Consider the following 22,394-nt stretch of genomic DNA (forward strand, 5'->3'; position numbering starts at 1 on the left):
CCGGATCCGGGACTACCCGCCGACCATCGAGTGTGGGCGGTGGGCACCGACGATCGCGTCGGTGTCGGCGCCGAGCACCGGCGGTGCGGACGTCAGGTGCGGGCGTTCGCCGGAGAAGCTGACCGGGAACGCGATCTGCCGCAGGCTGCCGATCGTCGGGTGGTCGACCGTGCCGATCATGCCGAGCGCCGCGGTGTGCGGGTCTGCGTAGATCTCGTCGAGGTGCCGGATCGGTGACACGGGCACGGCGTGCGCGGCGAGCGTGTCGCACCAGTGCTCGACGGTGCCCGGCGCTAAGGCCGCCGACAGTTCCCGCTCGAGATCGCCGCGATTCGCCACCCGGTCCCGGTTGCGCTCGAACCGCGGATCGGCCGTCAGGTCGTCCCGCCCGATCGCCGAGCACAGGCTCGCCCATTGCGTGTCGTTGCCCACCGCGACGACGAAGTACCCGTCGCTCGCGGGGAACGCTTGATACGGAGCGAGATTCGGGTGACCGGAGCCCAGCGCGCCGGGACGCTCCCCGGTGGCGAAGTAGTTCGTCGCCCAGTTCACGTGCAGCGCGAGCTGGCATTCGAACAGCGACGTCGTCACGTACTGCCCTCGGCCGGTCCGCGACCGCTCCACGAGGGCGGCGAGCACGCCGATCAGCCCGAACAGCGCCGCCCCCAGATCGCCCATCGCGAATCCGGCCTTCATCGGCGCCCCGCCCGGCTCTCCGGTCAGCGACATGAGGCCGCCGGCGGCCTGCGCGATCATGTCGTAGCCGGGTTCGTCACGGAGTGGCCCCTCCTCCCCGAACGCGGAGATGTGCAGCACGACCAGGTGCGGGTACCGCTCGGACAGCGTCCGGTAGTCGAAGATCCGCTGCAACCCGCTGCCGGGTTTGAAGTTCTCGACGACGACGTCGGTCTCCTCCAGGATCCGGTGGATCAGATCCTGTCCCTCTTCCGATTTGAGGTCGACGGTCACCGACTTCTTGCCCCGATTGATCGCGAGGTAGTACGTGGCGTCGGCGCCGACGAACGGCGGGCCCCACGACCGGGTCGGGTCGCCGCCCTCGGGATGCTCGACCTTGGTGACGTCGGCGCCGAGGTCCGCGAGCGACATGGTGGCGTACGGCCCGGCGAGGATCTTGGAGAGGTCCAGTACCCGCACCCCCGCCAGGGGTGCCGGTCCGGTGTGGGTGGTGTTCACAGCAGAACTCCTGTCGCAGAGTCGGATCGGGGTGCGGCGGCCTGCGCGATATCCGCGGTGACGTCGGTGCCGTCGACGACGGCCGCGAGGTGGCGGAGGGCGACGCCCGGGACGTCGCCGGAGTCGCTCGACAGGTACGCGTTGGCGACGAGCAGCGACCGGTAGCCGCGGCCCGCCGTGACGGCAAAATCGGCGAGGTCGTAGAGCAGGGTGGCCATCGTCGCGCAGGCCAGATCGTTGGCGTAACGCGCGCACCCGGCCTGCGCGGTGTCCTCGTCTCCGGCGACCAGCAGGTCGCCCTCGTCGACGAGGTCCTCCCACCGTCGACGGAGCACGTCGGCGCCTGCGCCGCAGTCCGGTCCGAGCCCGGCGAGGATGCCGCGCATCGTGTCCGCCAGCTGACGGTGCGCACCGAGTTTGCGCATGCACCGCAGCACGTCGAGGGCGATGACGTTGCTCGATCCCTCCCAGATCGACCCCAGGTGGGCGTCGCGGACCAGGCGGGCGTGTGCCCATTCCTCGATGTAGCCGTTGCCGCCGCGGACCTCCATCGCCTCGCCCGTGACCACCCGGGCCCGCTTGCACACGTAGTGCTTCGCGAGCGGGGTGAGGACCCGGATCAACCCCCGCGCGGATTCGTCTCCGGCGTCGGCGGCCTGCAAACACTGCGCGCTGTACGCCACCAGGGCGAGCGCTGCCTCTGCGTCGAGCGCGAGCGGCAGCAGAGTCGCGCGCATCAGGGGCTGGTCGAACAGGGTCTTGCCGAACACGACCCGCACCCGTGTGTGGTCGACGGCGTCGCGCACGGCCCGCCGCATCAGGGCGCTCGACCGCATCGCGTTCGACAGCCGCGACGTGTTCACCATCTCGGCCATCTGCCGGAACCCGCGGTCCAGTTCGCCCACCTGCAGGGCGTACGCCCCGGTCAGCGACACCTCACCGCTGGGCATCGAGCGAGTACCGAGCTTGTCCTTCAGCCGGTCGATCGTGTAACTGTTGCGTTCGCCGTCCGCGAGAACCTTGGGCACCATGAACATTCCGACGCCGCGGGTGGAGCCGTCGTCGCCGCCGGGGAACCGGGCGAGGGTCACGATGACGTCGGCGTCGGGGTTGGACGCGAACCACTTCTTCCCGGTCAACCGCCACGCGTCGCCGTCGCGTTCGGCCAGGGTCTCCGTGCGGGCGATGTCCGTGCCTGCCTGCGGTTCGGTCATGAACATCGCGCCGGTCATCGCACCCTTGGGTTCCGTGGAGGTCAGCGCGTCGATCCACGGCCCGAACACCTCCGGGTCACCGAACATGCGCAGCGTGCGGGCGGCGGCATCCGTCATCGACACGGGGCACGCCAGCCCGAACTCGGCCTGCACGAAGACGTACGACGCGAGGTACTTCACCAGGTGCGGCGGGACCGCGTTCCAGCCGTGCAGGCCGCCGCGGTGCGACAGCGCGGACAGTCCGTATTCGCTGTAGGCGGCGCGGCACAGCTCCTGATAGGCCGGGTGGTACGTGATCCGGTCGATGCGTTCGCCGTCCCGGTCGAACTGCTCGAGCACGGGCGGATTCTTGTCCGCGGTGGCAGCGAGTGCGTCGAGTCGGCCGGCGGCGTCTGCGCCGAGCCGGTCCAGCAGGGCGTTCAGCGTGTCACGGTCCGACGGTGCGGCCCAGCGGTCGACGACGGCGCGCAGGGCGGGATCGGTGTGAGCGAAATTCATGAGTGGGCAGCATCTTTCCGGGTCGAGGCGTGGGCGGGAAGGGGCTCTGCATCCCGGCTCCGACGGGCTTCGCCCCTGCGGAGCAGCAGCGTCATGCAGGCGAGCGAGAGCACGACGTAACCGAGTCCGAGGGCGACCACCGGCCAGATCGAGTCGGTACGGGTGAGCAGGAACTGGCAGAGCATCGGGGCGGTTCCGGCGAAGATCGCCGTGGACAGCTGATACGACAGCGAGATTCCGGTGTAGCGGACATTGGTCGGGAAGACCTGGGCGAGGATGCCGGCGAGCGCGGCGTAGTACATCGCGTGCGGCGCGGTGGCCAGCACCATGCCGAGCATCGCCAGTGGCACCGACCCGGATTGGACCAGGAGGAACATCAACGGCAGCAACACGAGCTCGGGTAGCAGCATCCACCGGATCGCCCGCGCCGGATCGATTTTCGTGGCCAGCACGGCGCCGAACGGCTGGACAAGCACCTGTGCGACGAGCGCGATGGTGATCACGAGGAGGAAGTCGCCGCGGTCGAAGCCGAGATCGGCGGTGGCCCAGGCGAGTGCGAACGTGGTCTTCACGTAGGTGATGGCGACACCGGCGACCACCGCGCCCACCCCGAGGAGGAGTTCGACGGGATGCGAGCGCAGCACCTCGACGAGCGGCATCCGGGTGCGTTCCTGCGCGACGACGGCCTTCTTCATCTCCGGGGTCTCCGAGATGCGCAGCCGGATGTACAGCGCGACGACGACGAGCGCGGCGGACCCGAGGAACGGCAGCCGCCAGCCCCAGGACTCGAACACGCTGTCCGACAACAACGTCAGCGCGAGAAAGGCCAGGGTCGCGAGCAGGTTGCCGACGGGCGATCCCTGCTGCGCGAACGCGCCGTACAGCACCTTCTTGTGCGGTGGCGCGAATTCGGTGGCGATGAGCACGGCGCCACCCCACTCACCGCCCATGGCGACGCCCTGGACCACGCGGAGCGCGACGAGAAGCACCGGTGCCCAGATCCCGATCTGCGAGTAGGTGGGGAGGCAGCCGACCCCGACCGTTCCGATCCCCATGAGGATCAGCGTGATGATGACGGCGTTCTTGCGTCCGAACTTGTCGCCGAAGTGACCGAACACGATCCCGCCGAGTGGGCGGGCCACGAAGCCGATCGCGAACGTCGCGAACGCGGCGAGAGTGCCCACCGCGGGCGAGGCGTCGGGGAAGAACAAGCGGCCCAGCACCAGCGCGGAGGCGGTGCCGTAGATGTAGAAGTCGAACCACTCGATGGTGGTGCCGACGAAGGCGGTGACACCCGCCTTGCGGGCCTGCCGGGTGCTGTATTCGGGTGGTGCCGCGTCGCGGCCGGGATTCGGATTCACGGTTCTCCCTGACTTTCGTGCTCGGGGCGTCACACCGATGTTGAGGTGGTGTGCATCACTATGGCCGGGATTCCGTGTAGAGTCCAAGACTTAATTCCGCTTGTTTAGGTGATCCAGACACATAGTCCTCGAGGAGCGACATGGAACTCCGTCACCTGCACGCCTTCCTCGCCGTGGCCGAAGAACTGCATTTCGGGCGTGCCGCCGAGCGTCTCCATGTCGCGCAGTCGCCGCTCAGCCAGACCGTGCGAGCCCTCGAACGGGAACTGGGCACCGACCTGTTCGTCCGCACCACCCGCTCGGTGCGCCTCACGGCCGCGGGCGAGGCACTGGTGGGTCCGGCCCGCACCATCGAGGCGCAGATCGGGATCGTGCGCGGCATCGCACAGGCGGCGGCCGCCGGGGAGACCGGCCGCGTGACCGTCGGGTTCGGCGGCGCGGGCGGCTACACGGTGCTGTCCGTGCTCGCCCGCTCCCTCGCCGACGCCTACCCCGGCATCGAACTCGACCTTCGCCCGCAGATGTACTCCGGCGAGGTCCTCGACGCCCTCGCCCGCGGCACCCTCGACATGGGCATCGTCGGATTGCCGGTCCCGCGGGGTTTCGCGACGCACACCGTGCTCGAGGAGGCGCTGATGGTCGCGGTCCCAGCCGGCCACCACCTCGTCGACGCGGGTGCCGTCGTGCCGCAGGAACTGGCGAGCGAACGGTTCGTGATCTACCCCGCCGAACACGGTTCCGTGGTCCGCGACGCCACGCTCGCGCTGTGCGCGGCGGCAGGGTTCGCCCCCGTCGTCGCACACGAGGCACCCGACCCGTACAGCCTGCTCGCGATGGTCGGCGCCGGGGTCGGGGTGGCCGTCGTGGTCGATTCGACGGCACACCTCACGATGGACGGGGTCGAATACCTGCCCATCGCGGGCGACGCCCCGACCCTCCCGATCGCGATGGCCTGGCAGGACGCGAATCCGTCGCCGTCGGTGCAGACGGTCACCCGGGTGCTGCGCGACGTGATCGGAAATGTCGGTCACAAGAGGGCTTGACCGAATTTACTAACGCCTATAGTTTATTTCTCGTGAGACAAGTCACGCTCGATGTAGCGTTGTCTCACACCAGACACGCGCTTCACCAGCCCGAGGAGGCCTGGGATGTCTTCACCGCCGATCGCCCGCCCACCGATCGACTCGACCCGGAGTGGGACCGCGGTCAGTGTCCACCTTCGACGTCGACACCGACCAGGAACGCCCTGAGCATCTCGACGAACAGCGCCTCGTCGGCGTCCCGTACCGCGACGGACGTTCCCTCGGACGGTTCCACCGAACCGTTCGGCGGCAACTCCACGAGCGCGGGTCTGCCGGTCGCGGTGCACATCGCGGATCCCACCGTCATGCGGTGGGTGGCCTCGAGCAGAAACAGCCGACGGGACAACGGAACCCCCTGATCGCCCAACAGCCTCGAATACTGCGCGTACAACTTGTGCAGGAGGTTCTCGGGAAACCAGGTGAACACCACCGGAACGACATTCGGGTGGCGGAGCAACGAATTCCGGAACTCGAGGGACTCGGCGATCAACCAGTCCCGCCACTGCCCCGGTGCCGGGTCCGGAATCCGCGGAGTCTCCAGGACCACCGCACGCGCCACCTCCGACAGGATCTCGGTCTTGTCGGCGAAGTGGTTGTACAGGGAGGGTGCCCGCACATTGAGCGCCGTTGCGATCCGTTCGAGGCTGAATCCGTCCATGCCGTCGCGGTCGATGATCTCGATCGCGGCAGACACCACAGCGCTCCGCGTGATCGCCGGCTTGCGTCCCACTGATCCTCCTCAGGTCCGCGCGAATCGTACCCCCGGCCGGCGTCGCTCTCGGCCCACAGATCCGGCCGCACACGCCACCCCAGACCACCACCCCCGAGTCCTACAAGGAGCACGTCGATGCGTGACACCACCATTCTCCGCGCCGTCCAGGCCTGGACGGTTCGCCAACCCGACGCACCGGCGTTGATCTGTCACGACCTCTCGCTGACCTGGAGCGAACTGAGCGTCGCGATGGATCGGGCCGCCGCGCATCTCGTGTCCTCGGGCGTGCGACCCGGCGACCGGGTCGGAGTCCTCGGCGGTCTCTCCGTGGAGTGGGCGATCGCCGCCCTGGGTGCGATCCGGGCGGGAGCCCTGCTGTGCCCACTGAACGAGCGGCACAAGGCCGTCGAACTGGGCGAGGTGTATCAGAAGCTCACCCCGAGAGTCGTGGTCACCGCGGCGGTCAACCGCGAGACCGCGGACACGGCCTGCACCGGCATCACCGAACCGCCCCGGATCCTCGATTCCCGGACGATGTACACCACCGATCTGGACGCGCCCCTGCCCGCTCCCTCGACCGATCCGGCCGACGCGGTGTGCGTCATTCCGACGTCCGGGTCGACCGGACTGCCGAAGGGCGTCGTCTACACCCACGAATCGCTGCTCGGCGCGTTCTTCGAGTGGTCGCTGCAGGCGCCCGAACTCATGGGCGCGCGCACCCTGAACCTCAGCTCGATGTCGTTCGCCGCCGGTCTGCTCAACGGATTCCTCGCACCCCTCGTTCTCGGCGGCAGCATCGTGATGCTGCCCAAGTGGGATCCGCAGGTCGCGATGTCGCTCATCGCGTCCGAAGGCGTGGCGACGATGGCGGGCACCACCATTTTCTTCGAGCAGATGGCAGCACTCCCGTCGTTCGAGTCCACCGACCTCTCGTCGCTGAAAGTGGTGTTCATCGGCGGAAACCCGGTGACCCTCAGTCTCATCGAAGCCTGGTCCGCGAAGGGAGTCGGTCTGCGCCAGGCGTACGGGCTCACCGAATCGCTGTCGATGGTCACCTTCCCCACCGTCGAACTGTCCATTCGTAAACCGGAATCGGTCGGCTTCGGCGGAATCCTCACCGCCGTCGAGATCATGGACCTCGACGGGACACCCTGCCCTGCGGGCACACCGGGCGAGATCTGGGTCTCCGGCCCCGGCGTCGCCCGAGGGTACTGGCAGGACGACGCGCTCACCGCGCAGACGTTCGCAGGGGGCTGGCTGCGCACCGGCGACGTCGGCGTCAAGGACGACGAGGGCGCGATCCGGGTCGTGGGCCGCACCAAGGACGTCATCATCTCGGGCGGGATGAACATCTACGCCGCGGAACTCGAACGCGCCGTCCTCGAGTTGCCCGCCGTGCTCGAGGCCGCGGTCATCGGCGTCTCCGACGACGAGTTCGGTGAAACGCCTGCTGTTCTCCTTCGCACCGCCGGTGACGTCTCCTCGGACGAGATCGTCGAGCACTGCCGGAGTCGGCTCTCGAACTACAAGGTGCCCCGCTATGTCGTGTTCCGGAACAGCCCGTTGCCGCGCACCTCCAGCATGAAGATCGACAAACGGATTCTGCGAGCCGAATACGCCGACCTCTCCGAGCACCACGATCGCATCGGCCGAACCGCGTCCTAGCCACAAGTGTCCATCGCGAACGAGTTGGAGTTCTTTCATCATGACCATCGACAACGACGTGCAGACCGTGCGGGACCGCGCACTGCGGAAGCTGCTGACGCACCTCAGCGATTCCGTCACCGACCAGTGGGACGAGATCGCACCATTCCAGTCGACCGACTACCACGATCCGGCGCTGGCCGAACTCGAACGGGACCGCATCTTCGGTGAAGTGCCGTTCATCGTCGCGCACAGCACCGAACTCGCCGGCAAGAACGATTTCATCTCCGTCGAACTGCCGCGCAACAAGGCCATCGTCATCCGGCAGAAGGACGGCAGCGTCAAAGCGTTCGTCAACGCGTGCCGGCATCGCGGCGCCGAGCTGGTGACCGAGGAATCCGGCAAGTGCCGGATCTTCTCGTGCCCGTATCACCGGTGGTCGTACGATCCGGACGGCCGGCTGCGGAACGTGACCCTCGACAACACTTTCGGTGACTTCGACCGGTCCCGGTTCGGCCTCGTCGAGCTTCCCGTCGAGGAGCGTCACGGCTTCGTCTGGATCATCGACAACGCCCGACGGGAAATCGACGTCGCGGCGTGGCTCGGCCCCGAGATGGACGAAATTCTCGCCGGGTTCGGCATCGACCGCCTCGTCAGCATTGATCCGCACACCTATCGCCGCCCCACCAACTGGAAGATCATGCAGGACGGGTTCCTCGACAACTACCACGTCAAATATGCGCATCCCAACACGGCAGGAAAGATGCTGCACACCAACGCCGTTGCCATGGAGGACTACGGTCGCCACTTCTGGTTCCTGACCAGCCGGAAGAGCATCGACCAGTTCATCGGCCAGGACGTGACGTGGGATCCGTCGATGGTGAACCACACCATCGAGAGTTGCTTTCTCGCACCGAACACCATGCTGCTCAAGCACGCGACCCACATCGAGCTTCTCACGTTTCGTCCGGTGGGGGCGGATCCGAACGAGTCCATCATGCAGATGCGGGTGATGGCCCCGACGGTCGAGGACAGCGGGCTGGCCGAGGAACACTGGGAGAAACGGTGGAAGAAGAACTGGGACATCCTCATCTCGATCCTCCACGACGAGGACTTCCCCATCCTCGACGGTTCGCAACGTGTGCTGTCGAGCATGGATGCGGGAACGATGTTGCTCGGCCGCAACGAACTGGCCAGTCACCTCTTCCGGCGGGAAGTACGCCGACTCGTCGAGACGGCGCCGGAGGCGTGAGCGTGCCCATCCCGTACGAGGACACCGAACCCGGCCTGATCTCGCTCCGCTGCTACGACGGTCCCCCATCACCGGGCACCGCCCCTCTGTTCCGGGCGGCGCGCGATGCCGATGCGGAGATGGGATTCTCCGCACCGGACCCGTCCTTGTCGCGGCCGTCGGCGCGCTACCTGACCGCCGAGGTCCGCACGCTCCTGCACCGGTGGACAACCGCCGCGCCGAGTGCGCCCGTGCTCGCTGCGGTGGTCACTGCGCGCGAACTGGGATCGTCGCTGTGGGCCGTGGACATCGTGGTCGATCCGCAATTCCGGTCGATGGGCGTCGCCACCGCCGTCTTCGAGACCGTCGGCGCCGACCTGTCGGGGCTGCCCGCACCGTTCGGGACCATCGACGGTGCAACGTTCGTCGGATGCTCCTACGGCTCGCATCCGGCGTCCGGCCGGCTGGCGCGGCGATTCGGCGCACAATTCCGAGGCCGGCGCGACAGGCTCCTCCTGCCGTCCCGTTCCGACTACGCCGCGTCTCGCATGGCTCGCGCTCCGCACCCACCGTTCGTGGCGACTGCGGACGCCGGCCCCGACACCGGGCCGGCGTCCGTGTGGCAGCACTTCGAGGAGGCCGATGCCACTGACACTCGGCGGCTGTGCATCACCGACGCCGACGGGGCAGTCGCAGGCCACGTCCGGGTCGGCCTGACCGACGAAACGCACCGTGTCGGCCTACTACGCCTCGACGTCGCCGCCGACAGTCGGGACCGGTCGGTGGAGGTCGTCCGGACCGCGATCGAGCACCTCTGGGCGTGCGGCGCCGTCTCCATCGAAACCAGCGTCGACGCAACCGATACCACCACACTCGACGTGCTCAGGTCCGCCGCCTTCCAGCACGACCGGAGCGACGCCCTGTTCGTGTTCGGGTAGGCCGGCGCGGCTGACCGCAGAAAAGCGGCGCCCTCGCCGGGGCGCCGCTTCGTCAGGGCGTCGGGTCGTTCAGGACGGTCAGTAGCTCGGCGTCGATGCGCCGATGGCTTCGGCCGCCGCGGCGACGGTGTCGCGCTGTGAACCGGCAACCATGAGCGACACGAGGTCGAATACCACGGTAGCGGCTGCGACACAGGTGATCTCGGCGTGATCGTAGGCCGGGGCCACCTCGACGACGTCGGCGCCGACGACGTTGAGGCCGGTCAGCTGGCGCAGCATCCGGAGCAGTTCGCGGGATGTCAGGCCACCCGCTTCGGGTGTGCCGGTTCCGGGGGCGAACGCGGGGTCGAGGACGTCGATGTCGATCGACACGTACACCGGGACGTCACCGACGCGCCGGCGGACCACGTCGACGGCCGCCTCGATGCCCATCACGTCCAGATCACCCGCGCGGATGATCCGGAATCCCATTCGAGCGTCGTCGTTCAGGTCGGCCTGGTCGTAGATCGGACCGCGTATTCCGACGTGAATGGAGTGGTCCTCGACCAGAAGACCCTCTTCGAACGCGCGACGGAAGATCGTCCCGTGCGTCACCGGCTGACTGAAGTAGGTGTCCCAGGTATCGAGGTGAGCGTCGAAGTGCACCAGGGCAATCGGTCCGTGCTTGGCGTGCAGCGCCCGCAGATTCGGCAGGGCGATCGTGTGGTCGCCGCCGATCGAGACGATCTTCCGGTCGCCGCCGCCGAGAATCTCGGCGGCGTGTGCCTCGATCTGCCGGCAGGCCTCGCCGATGTCGTACGGCGTCACCGTCACGTCACCGGCGTCGACGACCTGCACTTCTTCGAGCGGTGCGACGCCGAGTTCGACGTGATAGCCGGGGCGCAGTGCTCGCGCCGCCTGCCGGACGGCCATCGGGCCGAACCGGGCGCCGGGCCGGTACGACGTGCCGCCGTCGAAGGGGACGCCGAGGATCGCGATGTCGTAGTCGTCGACCTCGTGGATGTCGGCGATGCGGGCGAACGTGCCCTTGCCGGCGTAGCGGGGAACCTGGGTTGCGGGCAGGGCACCGACGAGGGATTCTCTGGGCTGGGGCATGGCTGTCTCTCCTGTACTCGGGAAGGTTCGTGTCAGGTCAGGCGCGGGTCACGGGCGCCGGGTCGGGATCGTCGGATTTCTCTACTTCTGACTCGGTTTTCGGTGCGGTGTCCGTCAGCGACGCGCCGCGGGTCTCCGGTGCGAGGAAAATGGAGGCCACGAGCCCGATGAGCGTGACAACCGCTCCGATCATGAGTGCGCCGCTCGCGCCGAAGCTGATCAGCGCCATCGGCATCAGATAGGTGCCTGCGGCGGACCCGATTCGGCTGATCGCGGTGCCGACACCGACCGCAGTGGCTCGAACCTCGGTGGGGAAAAGCTCGTTGGGGTAGACCACCTCGAGGAAGCTCGAGGCACCGGAGCCGATCGCGAAGACTGCGAGGGCCAGGAAGAAGATCTCCGCCGGAACGTCGGGGATCAGGGCGGGGACGGCCAAAGTGACACCGATGACGGCGAACGACCCGAGCAGCAGTTTGCGTCGTCCGATCTTCTCGACCAGCCACAGACCGGGTATGCCGCCGACCACGAACAGGACCGCGATGATGAGGGAACCGCCGTAGAGGTTGGCGTCGCCGTACAGCCCGAAGGATTCGAGCAGGTCGGGGGCGAACGTGTACACCGCGAACAGGGGGATCACCTGGGCGGTCCAGAAGATCGCGACGAAGATGGTGCGCTCGAGGTACGGCTTCTGGAACACCCGCAGGAACGACGTGCTCACCACTGGCTCTTCGGGCAGGTCGGCGACACCGTACTGCTCGCCGTAGACGAGCTTGATCGACTTGTCGGCCTCCGCCATGCGCCCCTTGCTCATCAGCCACCGCGGCGACTCGGGTGTACCCATCCGGGCGAGCAGCGTGATGACGGCGAAGATGGCGGGACTCGCGAGGAGGAAGCGCCAGGCATCCGGGCCGAGATCCTTCGCCAGGTATCCGACGATGTAGGCAGCGGCGGCCCCGACCGCCCACACCACGAACATGGCACCGAGCAGCCGGCCGCGCTGCCGTTTGGGCAGGAATTCCGCCAGCAGTGACGTGGCGATCGGGTAATCGGCGCCGATCGCGACACCGAGCAGGAACCGCAGCAGAATGACCTGCCAGGCCTCACCGCAGAATGCGGAGAGGACGGAGAACACGGCGAGCGCGACCAGGTCGGCGATGTACATGAAATGCCGGCCGATCTTGTCGGTCACGTAGCCGAACACACCGCCGCCGACGAAGATCCCGACCAAGCTTGCCGCACCGATCAATCCGATCTCGGTGGTGCTCAGGCTCATCGCCGGTTCCATGGTGATCAGCGCGACGCCGATGATCGACAACGCGAATCCGTCGATGAACGGCCCGCCGGAGGAGAACGCTGTCAGCTTCTTGTGGAAGGAGGTCAACGGTGCATCGTCTATGAGATGACCGGTACTTGTCATTGGGGCTCCTGGACTGGATGAAGTGCGGGTGTTGCCGTTTGTGACGTCCAACACAGAATGCCTGGCCGTTTAGGAGGAACACGAGTAGCCAATGCGCAAAACCAGTGGTTACGCTTTATTCGATCGCACAAACCTGATTGGGCGTTGACGCAGAGGAGGCTCCGTGGCTGTCACCGTCGGTGAACTCGTGGAGATCCCGCACCTGCGCCTGGAGGTGTATTCCGGGGCGTCCGGACTCGGTCGCGAAGTCACCTGGACCCACACCTCCGACCTGCCCGAACCGTGGCGATGGGTCACCGGCGGCGAATTCCTGATGACCAACGGCATGTCGTTCCCGAAGTCGGCGAAAGAGCAGGCCGACCTGGTCCGGCACCTCGCCGACGCCGGGGTGGCCGGGCTGGGTATCGGCGAGAACATGTACTGCCCGCGCCTGACGGCAGCGTTCACGCGCACCAGCGACGAATTGGGCTTCCCGGTCCTGTGGATCCGGTATCCCCTCCCCTTCGTCGCCATTTCCCGGTCGGTGGCCGAAGCCACCCTTCTCGACCAGTCGCATCGCCTCGCTCGCACCGTCCGGATCTACGACCTGATCCGCAGGCACACCGCCCGCGGCGCCGCACCCGCCGACCTTCTGTCCGCACTCGCACGCGAACTGGGTTGCGAGATCCAGGTGTGCGACCGCGCCACCGGGGAGCCCTGGTTTCCGGGCACGACCCCGCTGGACCCGACGATCAGCGACGCCGTGGTGGCGTTGTCCGAGGCATCGAAGAACGTGGCGGGCGGCGCGTACGGACTTCCGTCGGTCGGCGACCGGGCCGCGATGCTCACCGACATCCCCCGCCATGCAGGTGCCGCACTCGTCACGCTCAGCGATCCGCGGGTGGGCGTCGACCCGATCCAGCTTCAGCACGCTGCCACCGTCGTCGCCATCGAACTGTCCCAGACGCAGTTGATGCTCGAACACGAACGCCGTTACGGTTCAGGGCTTCTCACCCAGATGCTCGAAGGCCGCATGGACGTCGCCGGGGTCACCGCCCAACTCGCCGATCTCGGCTTGAAACCCGAGTCCGCCGTGTTGGTGGCGGCGCGCAGCGAAGAGCCGGAACGGATGCTCGAACTGCACAATTCGCTGTGGCGGCACACCCTCCCGTATCTGTGCCTGCTGCGCATGGGCACCGCGCACGTCCTGGTGCCGGACGGCCCCGACACCGACTCGGTGCTGTCCCGCGCGCTGGGCCCGACCGCCCGCATCGGCATCAGCCGAACCGTCGGGTCCCTCGCGCGTTTTCAGGATGCGGCGCGGGAGGCCGCGTGGGCACTGTCGATCGCCGAACGACGCGAGACGGTCGTCTCCCGATACGGCAGCGCTGTCCCGTGGGTCGGGCTGTCGAGCGTGGCCGACGCACAAACCCTGGTGGACAGAATCCTGCGCCCGGTTCTGGACTACGACGAACAGCACAACTCGAGACTCGTCGAAACGCTCGACGCCTTCCTGCAGAACCAGCGGTCGTGGCAGCAGACCGCGCAGGCGATGCACATTCACCGGCAGACGGTCATGTACCGCATCCGCAAGGTCGAGGCGCTGACGTCCCGCGACCTTGCGGACACCAATTCACTGTCGGAACTCTGGCTCGCCGTCCGCGCTGCGGAACTGCTGTACACCCGCGACAGCGACCGATCGGAGTCCACGCCGGCGACCTGAGCTGTCCCTATTCCGTCAATACATACGTACGTATGGTCATGCGAGCCGCACCCGCACCGGCACCGATTCCCATGACCGCAGCGTGTTGTTGAGGTGACGGCGCACCGGCCCGGCGATCTCCAGCGACTCCACCCGGGACGCCAGCGCTGTCAGCAGCGCCTCCGATTCGAGGCGGGCGACGTGCTGGCCGACGCACTGGTGGATACCCATCCCGTACCCCACGTGCCCGGACGGATTCCGGCCGAGATCGAAGAGGTCCGGGTTCTCCCACCTGCGCGGATCACGGTTCGCGGCGCCGAGGAACATCAGAATCTTCCTGCCGTCCGGGATCACCGTGCCGCCGATCTCGGTGTCACTCGTAGCCGTGCGGAAGAACGTCTGGACCGGCGACTCCCACCGCACGGCCTCGTCGAACGCCGTCCGGGCCAGCGTGCGATTCTCGCGCAGCCTCGCCCACTGCTCCGGATGCCGCGCGAACGCGTAGAGCACGGCCGCGAGTCCGTTGACCGTGGTGTCCACCCCTGCCGTCAGCAGCGAGCGCACGGCGAGCGGCGCCTGCTCGTACGTGATGTCGCCGCGGTCCGCCGCCGCCCAGATCTGCGCACCGAAGCCGTCACCGGTGAGTGCGTCGCGCGCGCACTGCTCGCTGACCCAGCCCGACAGTTCGGCCACCCGCGGCGCGCCCTTCTTCACCAGGCTGTTGACCGGACCGAACGCGTTGAACGCGTGGTCCCCGTACGGCAGCAGGTTCTCCCGCCCGGTGCGGGCGATGCCGACGGCATCCGGGAAGACCCGCAGCGGGAACGCGGCAGCGAGGTCGGTGACCGCGTCGAATTCGGTTGCATTCGAGAGTAACTGGTCGACGAGGATGTCCGCGTCCTGAATCCACGACGCCCTGAGCTTCTGCAGTGCGCGCGGACCCAGAATCTTGCTCAGCACCGCCCGCGGAGCGTCGTGGTGCGGCGGGTCGGCCTCGAGCAGGATGCTCGGGGGACGCCACGGAGTCTCGTACCGGAAGTTGCTCAAACCGACCCCGGCGGCGGATTGGAACGACTGCCAGTCGATCAGCGCGGCATGGACCTGCTCGTAGCGGCCGAGCGCGAAGACGTCGTAGCGCCGCAGGTACACGACCGGGCCCGCATCGCGCAGGTCCGCCTGGAACGGCAACGGGTCCTGCAGGACGTCGAGGGCGAACGGGTCGGCATCGCTGACGGGCAACGTGGGGGCGGGGGCGAACATCGTCACGGGAAATCCCTTCGCTGGGTGTCACGTCTGGGTGGGTCAGAGGTCGAGCACGAGGCGGTCGGAGCACGACCGTGAGACGCAGATGAGCATGCAATCGCCGGCGGATCGCTCGTCGTCGTCGAGGACGGAATCGCGGTGGTCGGGGGCGCCTGCGAGGACGGTCGTCTCGCAGGTCCCGCACGTGCCCTCGCGACACGAGGACAGGACGGTGACCCCGGCCGCCTGCACCGCGTCGAGGACGCTGGCGCCGGGAGTCACCGTCACCGCGAGGCCGGAGCGCGCGAGCTCCACCTGGAACGGTTCGTCGCGCAGCGGTGCGCCCCGGTCCTTCGGTACGAAACGTTCGGTTCGCAGCGAGCCCACGCGCCAATCGGCGCAACAGCTTTCGACGGCAGCGAGCAGCGGCCCGGGTCCGCACACATAGACCTTCGATTCGGCGGCGGCCGCGGCGGCGAGGTACGCAGGCAGATCGGGGTGGCCCTGCTCGTCCCGGGGCACGATGACCACCCGGTCGCCGGAGCCGGCGAGTTCGTCCCGGAACGCCATGGACGTCCGGGTGCGGCCGCCGTACACGAGTTGCCACTCGATTCCCATCAGTTCGGCCTGGCGGATCATCGGCAGCAGCGGGGTGATTCCGATGCCGCCGGCGACGAACAGATACCTCGGCGCGGGGACGAGCCGAAAGTTGTTGCGCGGACCGCCGACCCCGACCAGGTCGCCCTCGGCGAGTTCGTCGTGGACGTACGCGGACCCGCCGCGGCCTGCGGATTCCCGCAGCACACCGACCCGGTAGGTGTGCGCGTCCCAACGGTCACCGCACAGCGAGTACTGGCGGGTCAGCCCGTTCGGGAGCATCAGGTCGATGTGGGCGCCGGGCGCCCAGTCCGGCAGCCGCCGGCCGTCCGGGTGCTGCAAGGTCAGCGCTACGACACCTTCCACGACAACCTCTTTGGCAACAACTCGCAGCGCCGCGTCCGCTGGCGCACCGGAAGAAACCGGGTTCTGTGGCATCTCGACTCCTCGATCTCGCGTTTGTTCGAGGATCTTCCGAGCAGGGGCCGAGCCGCCAGAGCATTTTCAATAGTTGAAAGTCGAGACCGTAACCGGAGTCACTCCCCCGGGCGAATTCCCAGTGCCGTCACACGCTCGAGTCCGTCCGGAACGAGATCGAGCCCGGTCTGCGGCACGTCGGCTTATTCTTCACGTGACGGCCGGGGATTGCGCACCCGACCCACCGTCCGAACGGAGTCCGAAGATGGTGCCACCGACCGAACCCGAACGCCCCGCCGACGCGTCCAGGCACCCACGCGGCACGATGAAGGCCGTCGTCCGGGACGTCTACGGCCCGCCCGAGATCCTCGAACTGCGGGACGTCGCGGTACCCGTTCCCGCGGCCGACCAGGTGCTGGTCCGAGTGCACGCGGCGGGTGTCGATCGCGGCGTGGCACACCTCGTGACCGGGCTGCCGTACCCGTTGCGCCTCGCCGGGTACGGCCTCCGCAGGCCCAAGGTCGCCGTTCCCGGGATGGACCTCGCCGGGCGCGTCGAGGCGGTGGGCGACGGCGTCACCGGATTCCGGCCCGGCGACGACGTCTTCGGCATCGGCACCGGGACGTTCGCGGAGTACGCGTGCGCGCCCGCGGCCAAACTCGCGCACAAGCCGACCGACCTGACGTTCGAGCAGGCCGCGGCGATCGCGATCTCCGGGCTCCCGGCGCTGCAGGCGGTACGCGACCACGGCCGGGTCTCGGCGGGGCAGTCGGTGCTGATCCTCGGCGCCTCCGGCGGCGTGGGCACGTTCGCCGTGCAGGTCGCCAAGGCGTACGGCGCGGAGGTCACCGGCGTGTGCAGCACCGCGAAGGTCGACCTGGTCCGGTCGATCGGCGCCGATCACGTCGTCGACTACACGGACGAAGACGTCACTCGGCTCGGGCGGCGGTACGACGTCGTCCTCGACATCGGTGGCAACACGTCCCTGTCGCGGCTGCGCCGGGTCCTCACGCCGCGCGGGAGACTCGTCATCATCGGCGGCGAAACGGACGGACGGTGGCTGGGCGGCACGGATCGCCAGCTCCGCGCGCTCGCGCTGTCCCCCTTCTCGAGTCGGACGCTGTGCGCGTTCGTCTCGAAGGAGGACGGCGCCGACCTGCGCGTGCTCCGCGACCTCGTCGAGTCGGGCGACGTCACACCGGTCGTCGAGCGAACGTACCCGCTGGGCGAGGCCGCGACGGCCCTCCGCCGCCTAGTCGACGGGCAGGTGCGCGGAAAGGTCGTGCTCTCGGTGTCTGCCGACTGACTTCCTAGGTGTGTGCCCGTCGGCTGATGTCCTTGTCGACCGCGGTGGCGATGTCGTGCACGAGCCGGGAGTGCCAGTGTTTGTGGGCCTCGAGATCCGCGGTGAGGGCGTGGCAGTCCGGGCATTCCAGGGGGCTGGGTTGTGCGGTGCTTTCCATGGCGCTGCGCTTTCCGGGAGAAGTGGTTCCGATTCCACCGTGGCACGGGCGGGCCGGATAGTCCACCGGGCCGGCGGGCTACTTCGACGCGGTCGCCATCACCCGGGTGATGCCCTTCGCCGCTGCCTGCAGCGCGGGGATCTGCGCGTACGCCTTCTCGTCGTTCGGCACGACCACCGACAGCGCGGCCACCACCTTGCCGGTGCCGTCCCGCACCGGAACCGCGACACCCGTCGTGTCCGGGTACAGGTGACCGGCGCAGAGGATGTAGCCGTGCCGGCGCACGTCCGCCAGCACACCCCGCAACTGTCGGGGGGTGCGAATCGTATTGTCGGTGAACACCTTCAACGGCTCCCCCAGGATCCGCTCCTGCAGCTCCGACGGTCCGTGCGCGAGCAGGATCAGCCCGGACGAAGAGACGTGCAGCGGCATCCGGCCGGCGATGCGCGTGTAGTTGACGACGGCTCCCGGCGCCGTGAGCCGCTCGATGAACAACACCTCGTCGCCTTCGAGGACACCGAGCTGAGTGTGCTGCCCGACGACGGCGTGCAGATCCTCCATGAACGGCATCGCCGCCTCCCGGAGCCCGAGGGTCGGGGACGCCCGCGACGCGACCTCCCACAGGCGGACCCCGATCCGCACCTTCCGGTCCTCCCGCTCGAGCCAGCCGCACCCCACCAGTTCGTCGATCAACCGCGACGTGGTGGAGATGTGCAGACCGGACCGCCGGGCGATCTCGGACACCGTGAGCAGCGAATCGTCCGAACGGAACGATTCGACTATCCGCACCGTCCGGGCCAGGACGGACTCGCCGGTGTGCACACGTGCCATGCCTTCAGTGTGCACACCGGCCGGGGCTCAGCGCAGATCGCGCCGCCGGAACGCCGCCACACCCACCGCGATCAGCGCGGCCGTGATCAGCAGCAGCCACCCGATCGGCGCCCATTCGAACTGGCCGCCCGGCAGCTTCGGAGCGTGGCTGAACGGCTCGAGATTCAGGACGGTCTGCGGGAACTGCGCGATCGACCCCACCATGAAGATCAGCAGGAAGGCGACGAGCACTCCCCACGCCACCGGCGTGAACCGCGGAACGACACCGAACAGCAGGACCGTCACTCCGGCCAGCATCCAGATCGCGGGAAGCTGCACGAGCGCCGCCCCGATCACGCCGGGCAGGGCCCCACCCACGTCGCCGATGGATGCACCGTAGGTGAGTCCGGCGGCCACTCCGGCCACCACCATCGCGACCGCCGGACCCAGCAACGCGAACAGGATGTGGCTCGACGCCCACCGGACCCGGCCGACGGAACCTGCGGTCACCGGTTCGAGACGCTGGGCGTTCTCCTCCGAATACAGGCGGAGCGACGCGGAGATCGCATAGGCCGCGGCCGCAATGGCGAGCATGGTGAACGCGTAGCCGATGAACGATTCCTCCAGCGACTGCGACCCACCCATCCGCAGGATGATGTCGCGGATCGTCTGACTGTTGCCGACCTGGCCACCGACGCCGTTCGCGGCGCTGCCGATCAGCAGTCCGTACAGTCCGAGCCCGGCGGTCCAGGCCGCGAGAGTGCCGCGGTGCATCCGCCACGCCAGTCCGAGGGTTCCGGCGAGTGCGGGCGATGCGTCGGTGGGTCCGGGACGTTCGGCGATCAGACCGGCGCCGACATCGCGCCGGCGCAGGAGAGCGTATGCCGCCCAGGTGAGTACGGCCGCCGTGACGAGGCTGAGGATGACGATCCACCAGCGTTCGTCGGCGTACGGACGGATCTGCAGGGCCCAGCCGAGCGGCGAGAACCACGACAGGGTGCCGCTGCCGGCGTCACCGATCGCGCGCAACGCGAAGGCGACGCCCAGCACCGTCAATGCGATGCCGCGCGCGACGCGGGCGCCGGTACTCACCTGCGCCGCAACGGCCGCCACCGCGGTGAACACCAGACCGGAGCAGGCCAGCGACGTCCCGAAGGCCACCGAGCCGCCGACCGGGAGGTCGCGGGCGAGTAACGCTGCCGCACATAGGATCCCGGTGACCACGGAGGCACCGCCGGCGAGGATCAGCGCCGCGGTCAGACCCGAATACCGTCCGACGGCGGTGGAGTCGAGAAGCTCGGCCCGGCCGGTCTCCTCCTCGGCGCGGGTGTGCCGGATGACCGTCAGGATCACCACCATACCGATCAGCGTGTAGTAGATGCCGGCCTTCCAGACCCCCACCGAACCGAGGCTGGAGTTGAAGATCGGCCCGTACATGGCGATCTGTGCGGGGCTGGCCGCGGTCGTGGCCGCGAACTCCGCCAGGTCGGCCGGGGAGGTGTAGATGTCGGCGATGCTCGCGACGTACAGCGCGGGCGCGAACGCGAAGATCAGGATCCACAGGGGCAGCGCGATCCGGTCCCGGCGCAGGAACAACCGCAGAAAGTGCAGTGTCCCCTTGAAATCCGACGACGATACCGGTGCCGGTTCCACTGGCCGGAACCGGGACACCGTTGCGGTAGTCATGCCCGCACCTTCTCCACCGTGTCGGACGACGCCCTCGGGCCGTCGTCGATCTCGTAGTGCCGCAGGAAGAGTTCTTCCAGGGTCGGAGGCTTGCTGACGAGGCTCCGCACCCCCGTGTCGCCGAGAACCCGGATGAGTTCGCCGAGATGTTCACTGTCGACCTGGCAGTGCAGCGTCGACCCGTCGAACTGGATGTCCGCCACACCGTCGATGCGACTCAGATCGCCGGGATCACCGAGAAGTTCGGCGGTGATCGACGTGCGACTGAGATGCCGCATCGACGCCAGCGTCCCGGATTCGACCGCCCGCCCAGACCTGATGATGGTGACCCGCTCGCACAGTGCCTCCACCTCGGACAGGATGTGACTGGACAGCAGCACCGTCACCCCGCGGTCGCGGGCCTCGCCCACGCACTCACGGAACACCTGCTCCATCAACGGATCCAGCCCGGAGGTCGGCTCGTCGAGCAGCAGCAGTCGGGCGTCCGACGAGAACGCCGACACCAGTGCCACCTTCTGCCGATTGCCCTTCGAATACGCCCGCCCCTTCTTCCGCGGGTCGAGGTCGAAACGCTCGATCAGATCCTTCTTGCGGGTCTCGTCCAGTCCGCCGCGCATCCGCGCGAGGAGGTCGATGGTCTCGCCGCCGGACAACGACGGCCACAGTGTCACGTCGCCGGGGACGTACGCCATGTCGAGGTGCAGGGCGACGGCGTCGCGCCACGGATCGCGGCCGAACACGGTGGCCTCACCGCTGTCGGCGTGCAGGCTGCCGAGGAGTACGCGGATGGTGGTGGACTTGCCTGCCCCGTTCGGCCCGAGGAACCCGTGCACTTCCCCTTCGCCGACCTCGAGGTCGAGTCCGTCGAGCGCCCGGGTTCGTCCGAACGTCTTCACCAGGTTGCGCACTTCGATGATCGCGCTCATAGCTGCTCCTAGTTCGGGGAGTCGGTATGTACTGGGGGTGCCGCGCCCGCCTGCGCGGCGCCGTCTTCGGTGGCCAGATATGCCTCGAGCATCGACGAATCCGGCAGCAGGCCCTCGGTGTACATCTCGAGGGCGGGCAGCGTGACGTCGGTGGCGAGGTCGCGGATGGCCGTGGCGTAATCGAGCGGAACTTCCTTGTCTGCGCGCATCTGCAAATACAGCAGCATCGCGCCGACGTTGTAGAGAGTGAGGTAGCGGGCCCGCGCCGCCGGGTTGCGGCTGGGCCGGACACTTCCGGTCGCCACTCCCAGTTCGAGGTACTGCGTGGTGTCTTCCACCATGTGCTCGAAGAGGGATTCGCCGAGACCGCCGCCCGCCTGGAAACTCCGCACGATGTACGCGACGAGTGGGGCGTACTGCTCGATGTCGGCGAGGGCCTGCATTGCTCCCGCCGGCCCGGGTGTGGATACGGCCTCCGCCTTCTGCTCGCGGATGATCCGCAGGACGTGCTCGTCGCATTCGGCGCGCAGGCCGTCCTTCGAACCGAAATGGTGGATGACCAGGCCGGGTGACACCCCGGCGGCGGTGGCGATCGCCCGCACCCCGGTGCCGAAACCGTGGTTGCCGAACACCGTGATGGCCGCGTCGCGCACGCGGGCGCGGGTGGTCATGTCGGGTTGCGGGACCCTGGAAGCGGCATTGGTTGAACGCATGTTTAGTACGCTAAACGCGTGTTCAACCGGACGCAAGGGGTGACGGCGTCAAGATTTCGTCAAGGCGGAAACAGCCGGGCGCCCGGTGAACACGACGCTCGGGCGGGGGAACCGGTTCCGGGCGCATGCCTCGTCCAGGGCCTCGTCGACGGCCTCGCGAAGATCGACCCGATCCGCGTCCGCGAGGACCAGTTCCGTCAGGATCACGCCGTAGTCGCGCCGGACCCGTTCCATCAGCCCGATCGCGTCGTCGACGGCCTTCGAACCGGCAGGGCATCGGATACCGACCAGCCGCGGTTGCGGCTGTTCCATCACCGCACGCAGTGCGTCCTCGATGCCCGGGCCGTCCGTGCCGAGGACCGACAGGTCGAGCAGCGTGTTCTGCCGCGACTGCTCGTGCGCGAACAGATGGGGAAGGTGAAGCGTCATCGGAACCTCCTCGATCCGTCGACGGCCGTGGGTGGGCCGACTCG

At 68.1% G+C, this 22,394-nt stretch carries 20 protein-coding genes; 6 read left to right on the forward strand and 14 right to left on the reverse strand.

Annotated features, from left to right (window positions below):
* Nucleotides 1-12 precede the first annotated feature (12 nt).
* Genes CA951_RS27995 through CA951_RS28005 form a run of 3 tightly spaced genes read right to left on the reverse strand, consistent with a single transcriptional unit; the run spans nt 13 to nt 4,267 of the window.
* Complete coding sequence (locus CA951_RS27995; RefSeq protein WP_087559938.1) at nt 13-1,194, reverse strand: CaiB/BaiF CoA-transferase family protein; 1,182 nt, start codon at nt 1,192-1,194, stop codon at nt 13-15.
* The gene (locus tag CA951_RS28000) at nt 1,191-2,906 is read right to left on the reverse strand and encodes an acyl-CoA dehydrogenase family protein (protein ID WP_087559939.1); all 1,716 of its coding nucleotides are present in this window, start codon (nt 2,904-2,906) and stop codon (nt 1,191-1,193) included. The genes CA951_RS27995 and CA951_RS28000 overlap by 4 nt, the downstream gene beginning before the upstream one ends.
* A complete protein-coding gene (locus CA951_RS28005; RefSeq protein WP_087559940.1) occupies nt 2,903-4,267 on the reverse strand; it encodes an MFS transporter in 1,365 nt (454 codons plus the stop codon). The genes CA951_RS28000 and CA951_RS28005 overlap by 4 nt, the downstream gene beginning before the upstream one ends.
* A gap of 140 nt (nt 4,268-4,407) precedes the next feature.
* On the opposite strand from CA951_RS28005, the gene CA951_RS28010 reads away from it, so the two are divergent.
* A complete protein-coding gene (locus tag CA951_RS28010; protein WP_087559941.1) occupies nt 4,408-5,310 on the forward strand; it encodes a LysR family transcriptional regulator in 903 nt (300 codons plus the stop codon).
* A 163-nt stretch (nt 5,311-5,473) separates the two neighbouring features.
* Here the strand turns inward: CA951_RS28010 and CA951_RS28015 are convergent, their stop codons facing one another.
* The gene (locus tag CA951_RS28015) at nt 5,474-6,079 is read right to left on the reverse strand and encodes a TetR family transcriptional regulator (RefSeq protein WP_087559942.1); all 606 of its coding nucleotides are present in this window, start codon (nt 6,077-6,079) and stop codon (nt 5,474-5,476) included.
* Nucleotides 6,080-6,196: 117 nt separating this feature from the next.
* On the opposite strand from CA951_RS28015, the gene CA951_RS28020 reads away from it, so the two are divergent.
* Genes CA951_RS28020 through CA951_RS28030 form a run of 3 tightly spaced genes read left to right on the forward strand, consistent with a single transcriptional unit; the run spans nt 6,197 to nt 9,874 of the window.
* Nucleotides 6,197-7,726 (forward strand): class I adenylate-forming enzyme family protein, encoded by a 1,530-nt coding sequence (locus tag CA951_RS28020; RefSeq protein WP_087559943.1) that lies wholly within the window; start codon nt 6,197-6,199, stop codon nt 7,724-7,726.
* A gap of 40 nt (nt 7,727-7,766) precedes the next feature.
* Nucleotides 7,767-8,957 carry an aromatic ring-hydroxylating dioxygenase subunit alpha gene (locus CA951_RS28025; RefSeq protein WP_087559944.1) on the forward strand — a complete coding sequence of 397 codons (1,191 nt, stop codon included), beginning with the start codon at nt 7,767-7,769 and terminating at the stop codon, nt 8,955-8,957.
* Nucleotides 8,954-9,874, forward strand: coding sequence for a hypothetical protein (locus CA951_RS28030; protein ID WP_087559945.1), 921 nt, complete (start codon nt 8,954-8,956; stop codon nt 9,872-9,874). Before CA951_RS28025 ends, CA951_RS28030 begins: the two co-directional genes overlap by 4 nt.
* Before the next feature lie 78 nt (nt 9,875-9,952).
* On the opposite strand, the gene speB is transcribed toward CA951_RS28030, so the two are convergent.
* On the reverse strand, nt 9,953-10,969 hold the full coding sequence (gene speB, locus CA951_RS28035) for an agmatinase (protein ID WP_087559946.1): 1,017 nt from the start codon (nt 10,967-10,969) through the stop codon (nt 9,953-9,955).
* A 37-nt stretch (nt 10,970-11,006) separates the two neighbouring features.
* Nucleotides 11,007-12,386 (reverse strand): MFS transporter, encoded by a 1,380-nt coding sequence (locus tag CA951_RS28040; protein ID WP_087559947.1) that lies wholly within the window; start codon nt 12,384-12,386, stop codon nt 11,007-11,009.
* Between the two features lie 163 nt (nt 12,387-12,549).
* Here CA951_RS28040 and CA951_RS28045 point away from each other — a divergent pair, with 163 nt between their 5' ends.
* A complete protein-coding gene (locus CA951_RS28045; protein ID WP_179220324.1) occupies nt 12,550-14,088 on the forward strand; it encodes a PucR family transcriptional regulator in 1,539 nt (512 codons plus the stop codon).
* Nucleotides 14,089-14,124: 36 nt separating this feature from the next.
* Here CA951_RS28045 and CA951_RS28050 read toward each other — a convergent pair whose 3' ends face one another.
* Both CA951_RS28050 and CA951_RS28055 read right to left on the reverse strand, forming a co-directional pair.
* Entirely contained in the window at nt 14,125-15,327 is a 1,203-nt protein-coding gene (locus CA951_RS28050; RefSeq protein WP_179220328.1) for a cytochrome P450, read from the reverse strand.
* Between the two features lie 42 nt (nt 15,328-15,369).
* Nucleotides 15,370-16,344: a PDR/VanB family oxidoreductase gene (locus CA951_RS28055; RefSeq protein WP_087559949.1), complete on the reverse strand. Its 975-nt coding sequence runs from the start codon at nt 16,342-16,344 to the stop codon at nt 15,370-15,372.
* A gap of 244 nt (nt 16,345-16,588) precedes the next feature.
* Here CA951_RS28055 and CA951_RS28060 point away from each other — a divergent pair, with 244 nt between their 5' ends.
* Nucleotides 16,589-17,629 (forward strand): NAD(P)-dependent alcohol dehydrogenase, encoded by a 1,041-nt coding sequence (locus tag CA951_RS28060; RefSeq protein WP_256974112.1) that lies wholly within the window; start codon nt 16,589-16,591, stop codon nt 17,627-17,629.
* Between the two features lie 4 nt (nt 17,630-17,633).
* Here CA951_RS28060 and CA951_RS43540 read toward each other — a convergent pair whose 3' ends face one another.
* From CA951_RS43540 to CA951_RS28085, 6 genes are all read right to left on the reverse strand, one after another.
* On the reverse strand, nt 17,634-17,786 hold the full coding sequence (locus CA951_RS43540; RefSeq protein ID WP_179220325.1) for a hypothetical protein: 153 nt from the start codon (nt 17,784-17,786) through the stop codon (nt 17,634-17,636).
* Nucleotides 17,787-17,864: 78 nt separating this feature from the next.
* Nucleotides 17,865-18,617 carry an IclR family transcriptional regulator gene (locus CA951_RS28065; RefSeq protein WP_087559950.1) on the reverse strand — a complete coding sequence of 251 codons (753 nt, stop codon included), beginning with the start codon at nt 18,615-18,617 and terminating at the stop codon, nt 17,865-17,867.
* Between the two features lie 27 nt (nt 18,618-18,644).
* Complete coding sequence (locus CA951_RS28070) at nt 18,645-20,282, reverse strand: ABC transporter permease (protein WP_087559951.1); 1,638 nt, start codon at nt 20,280-20,282, stop codon at nt 18,645-18,647.
* The gene (locus CA951_RS28075; protein WP_087559952.1) at nt 20,279-21,208 is read right to left on the reverse strand and encodes an ABC transporter ATP-binding protein; all 930 of its coding nucleotides are present in this window, start codon (nt 21,206-21,208) and stop codon (nt 20,279-20,281) included. Before CA951_RS28075 ends, CA951_RS28070 begins: the two co-directional genes overlap by 4 nt.
* Nucleotides 21,209-21,216: 8 nt before the next feature.
* Nucleotides 21,217-21,921: a TetR/AcrR family transcriptional regulator gene (locus CA951_RS28080; RefSeq protein WP_087559953.1), complete on the reverse strand. Its 705-nt coding sequence runs from the start codon at nt 21,919-21,921 to the stop codon at nt 21,217-21,219.
* A gap of 48 nt (nt 21,922-21,969) precedes the next feature.
* Nucleotides 21,970-22,350 (reverse strand): decarboxylase, encoded by a 381-nt coding sequence (locus CA951_RS28085; RefSeq protein WP_087559954.1) that lies wholly within the window; start codon nt 22,348-22,350, stop codon nt 21,970-21,972.
* Nucleotides 22,351-22,394: the final 44 nt, after the last annotated feature.

This window comes from Rhodococcus sp. NCIMB 12038 (assembly GCF_002165735.1).
Classification (GTDB): domain Bacteria; phylum Actinomycetota; class Actinomycetes; order Mycobacteriales; family Mycobacteriaceae; genus Rhodococcus_F.

Coding starts and splice junctions, on each gene's coding strand:
- CA951_RS28000 (WP_087559939.1), bottom strand. CDS start 2,906: ATGAATTTCGCTCACACCGATCCCGCCCTGCGCGCCGTCGTCGACCGC.
- CA951_RS28010 (WP_087559941.1), top strand. CDS start 4,408: ATGGAACTCCGTCACCTGCACGCCTTCCTCGCCGTGGCCGAAGAACTG.
- CA951_RS28020 (WP_087559943.1), top strand. CDS start 6,197: ATGCGTGACACCACCATTCTCCGCGCCGTCCAGGCCTGGACGGTTCGC.
- CA951_RS28025 (WP_087559944.1), top strand. CDS start 7,767: ATGACCATCGACAACGACGTGCAGACCGTGCGGGACCGCGCACTGCGG.
- speB (WP_087559946.1), bottom strand. CDS start 10,969: ATGCCCCAGCCCAGAGAATCCCTCGTCGGTGCCCTGCCCGCAACCCAG.
- CA951_RS28040 (WP_087559947.1), bottom strand. CDS start 12,386: ATGACAAGTACCGGTCATCTCATAGACGATGCACCGTTGACCTCCTTC.
- CA951_RS28050 (WP_179220328.1), bottom strand. CDS start 15,327: ATGTTCGCCCCCGCCCCCACGTTGCCCGTCAGCGATGCCGACCCGTTC.
- CA951_RS28055 (WP_087559949.1), bottom strand. CDS start 16,344: ATGCCACAGAACCCGGTTTCTTCCGGTGCGCCAGCGGACGCGGCGCTG.
- CA951_RS28060 (WP_256974112.1), top strand. CDS start 16,589: ATGGTGCCACCGACCGAACCCGAACGCCCCGCCGACGCGTCCAGGCAC.
- CA951_RS43540 (WP_179220325.1), bottom strand. CDS start 17,786: ATGGAAAGCACCGCACAACCCAGCCCCCTGGAATGCCCGGACTGCCAC.
- CA951_RS28065 (WP_087559950.1), bottom strand. CDS start 18,617: ATGGCACGTGTGCACACCGGCGAGTCCGTCCTGGCCCGGACGGTGCGG.
- CA951_RS28070 (WP_087559951.1), bottom strand. CDS start 20,282: ATGACTACCGCAACGGTGTCCCGGTTCCGGCCAGTGGAACCGGCACCG.
- CA951_RS28075 (WP_087559952.1), bottom strand. CDS start 21,208: ATGAGCGCGATCATCGAAGTGCGCAACCTGGTGAAGACGTTCGGACGA.
- CA951_RS28080 (WP_087559953.1), bottom strand. CDS start 21,921: ATGCGTTCAACCAATGCCGCTTCCAGGGTCCCGCAACCCGACATGACC.
- CA951_RS28085 (WP_087559954.1), bottom strand. CDS start 22,350: ATGACGCTTCACCTTCCCCATCTGTTCGCGCACGAGCAGTCGCGGCAG.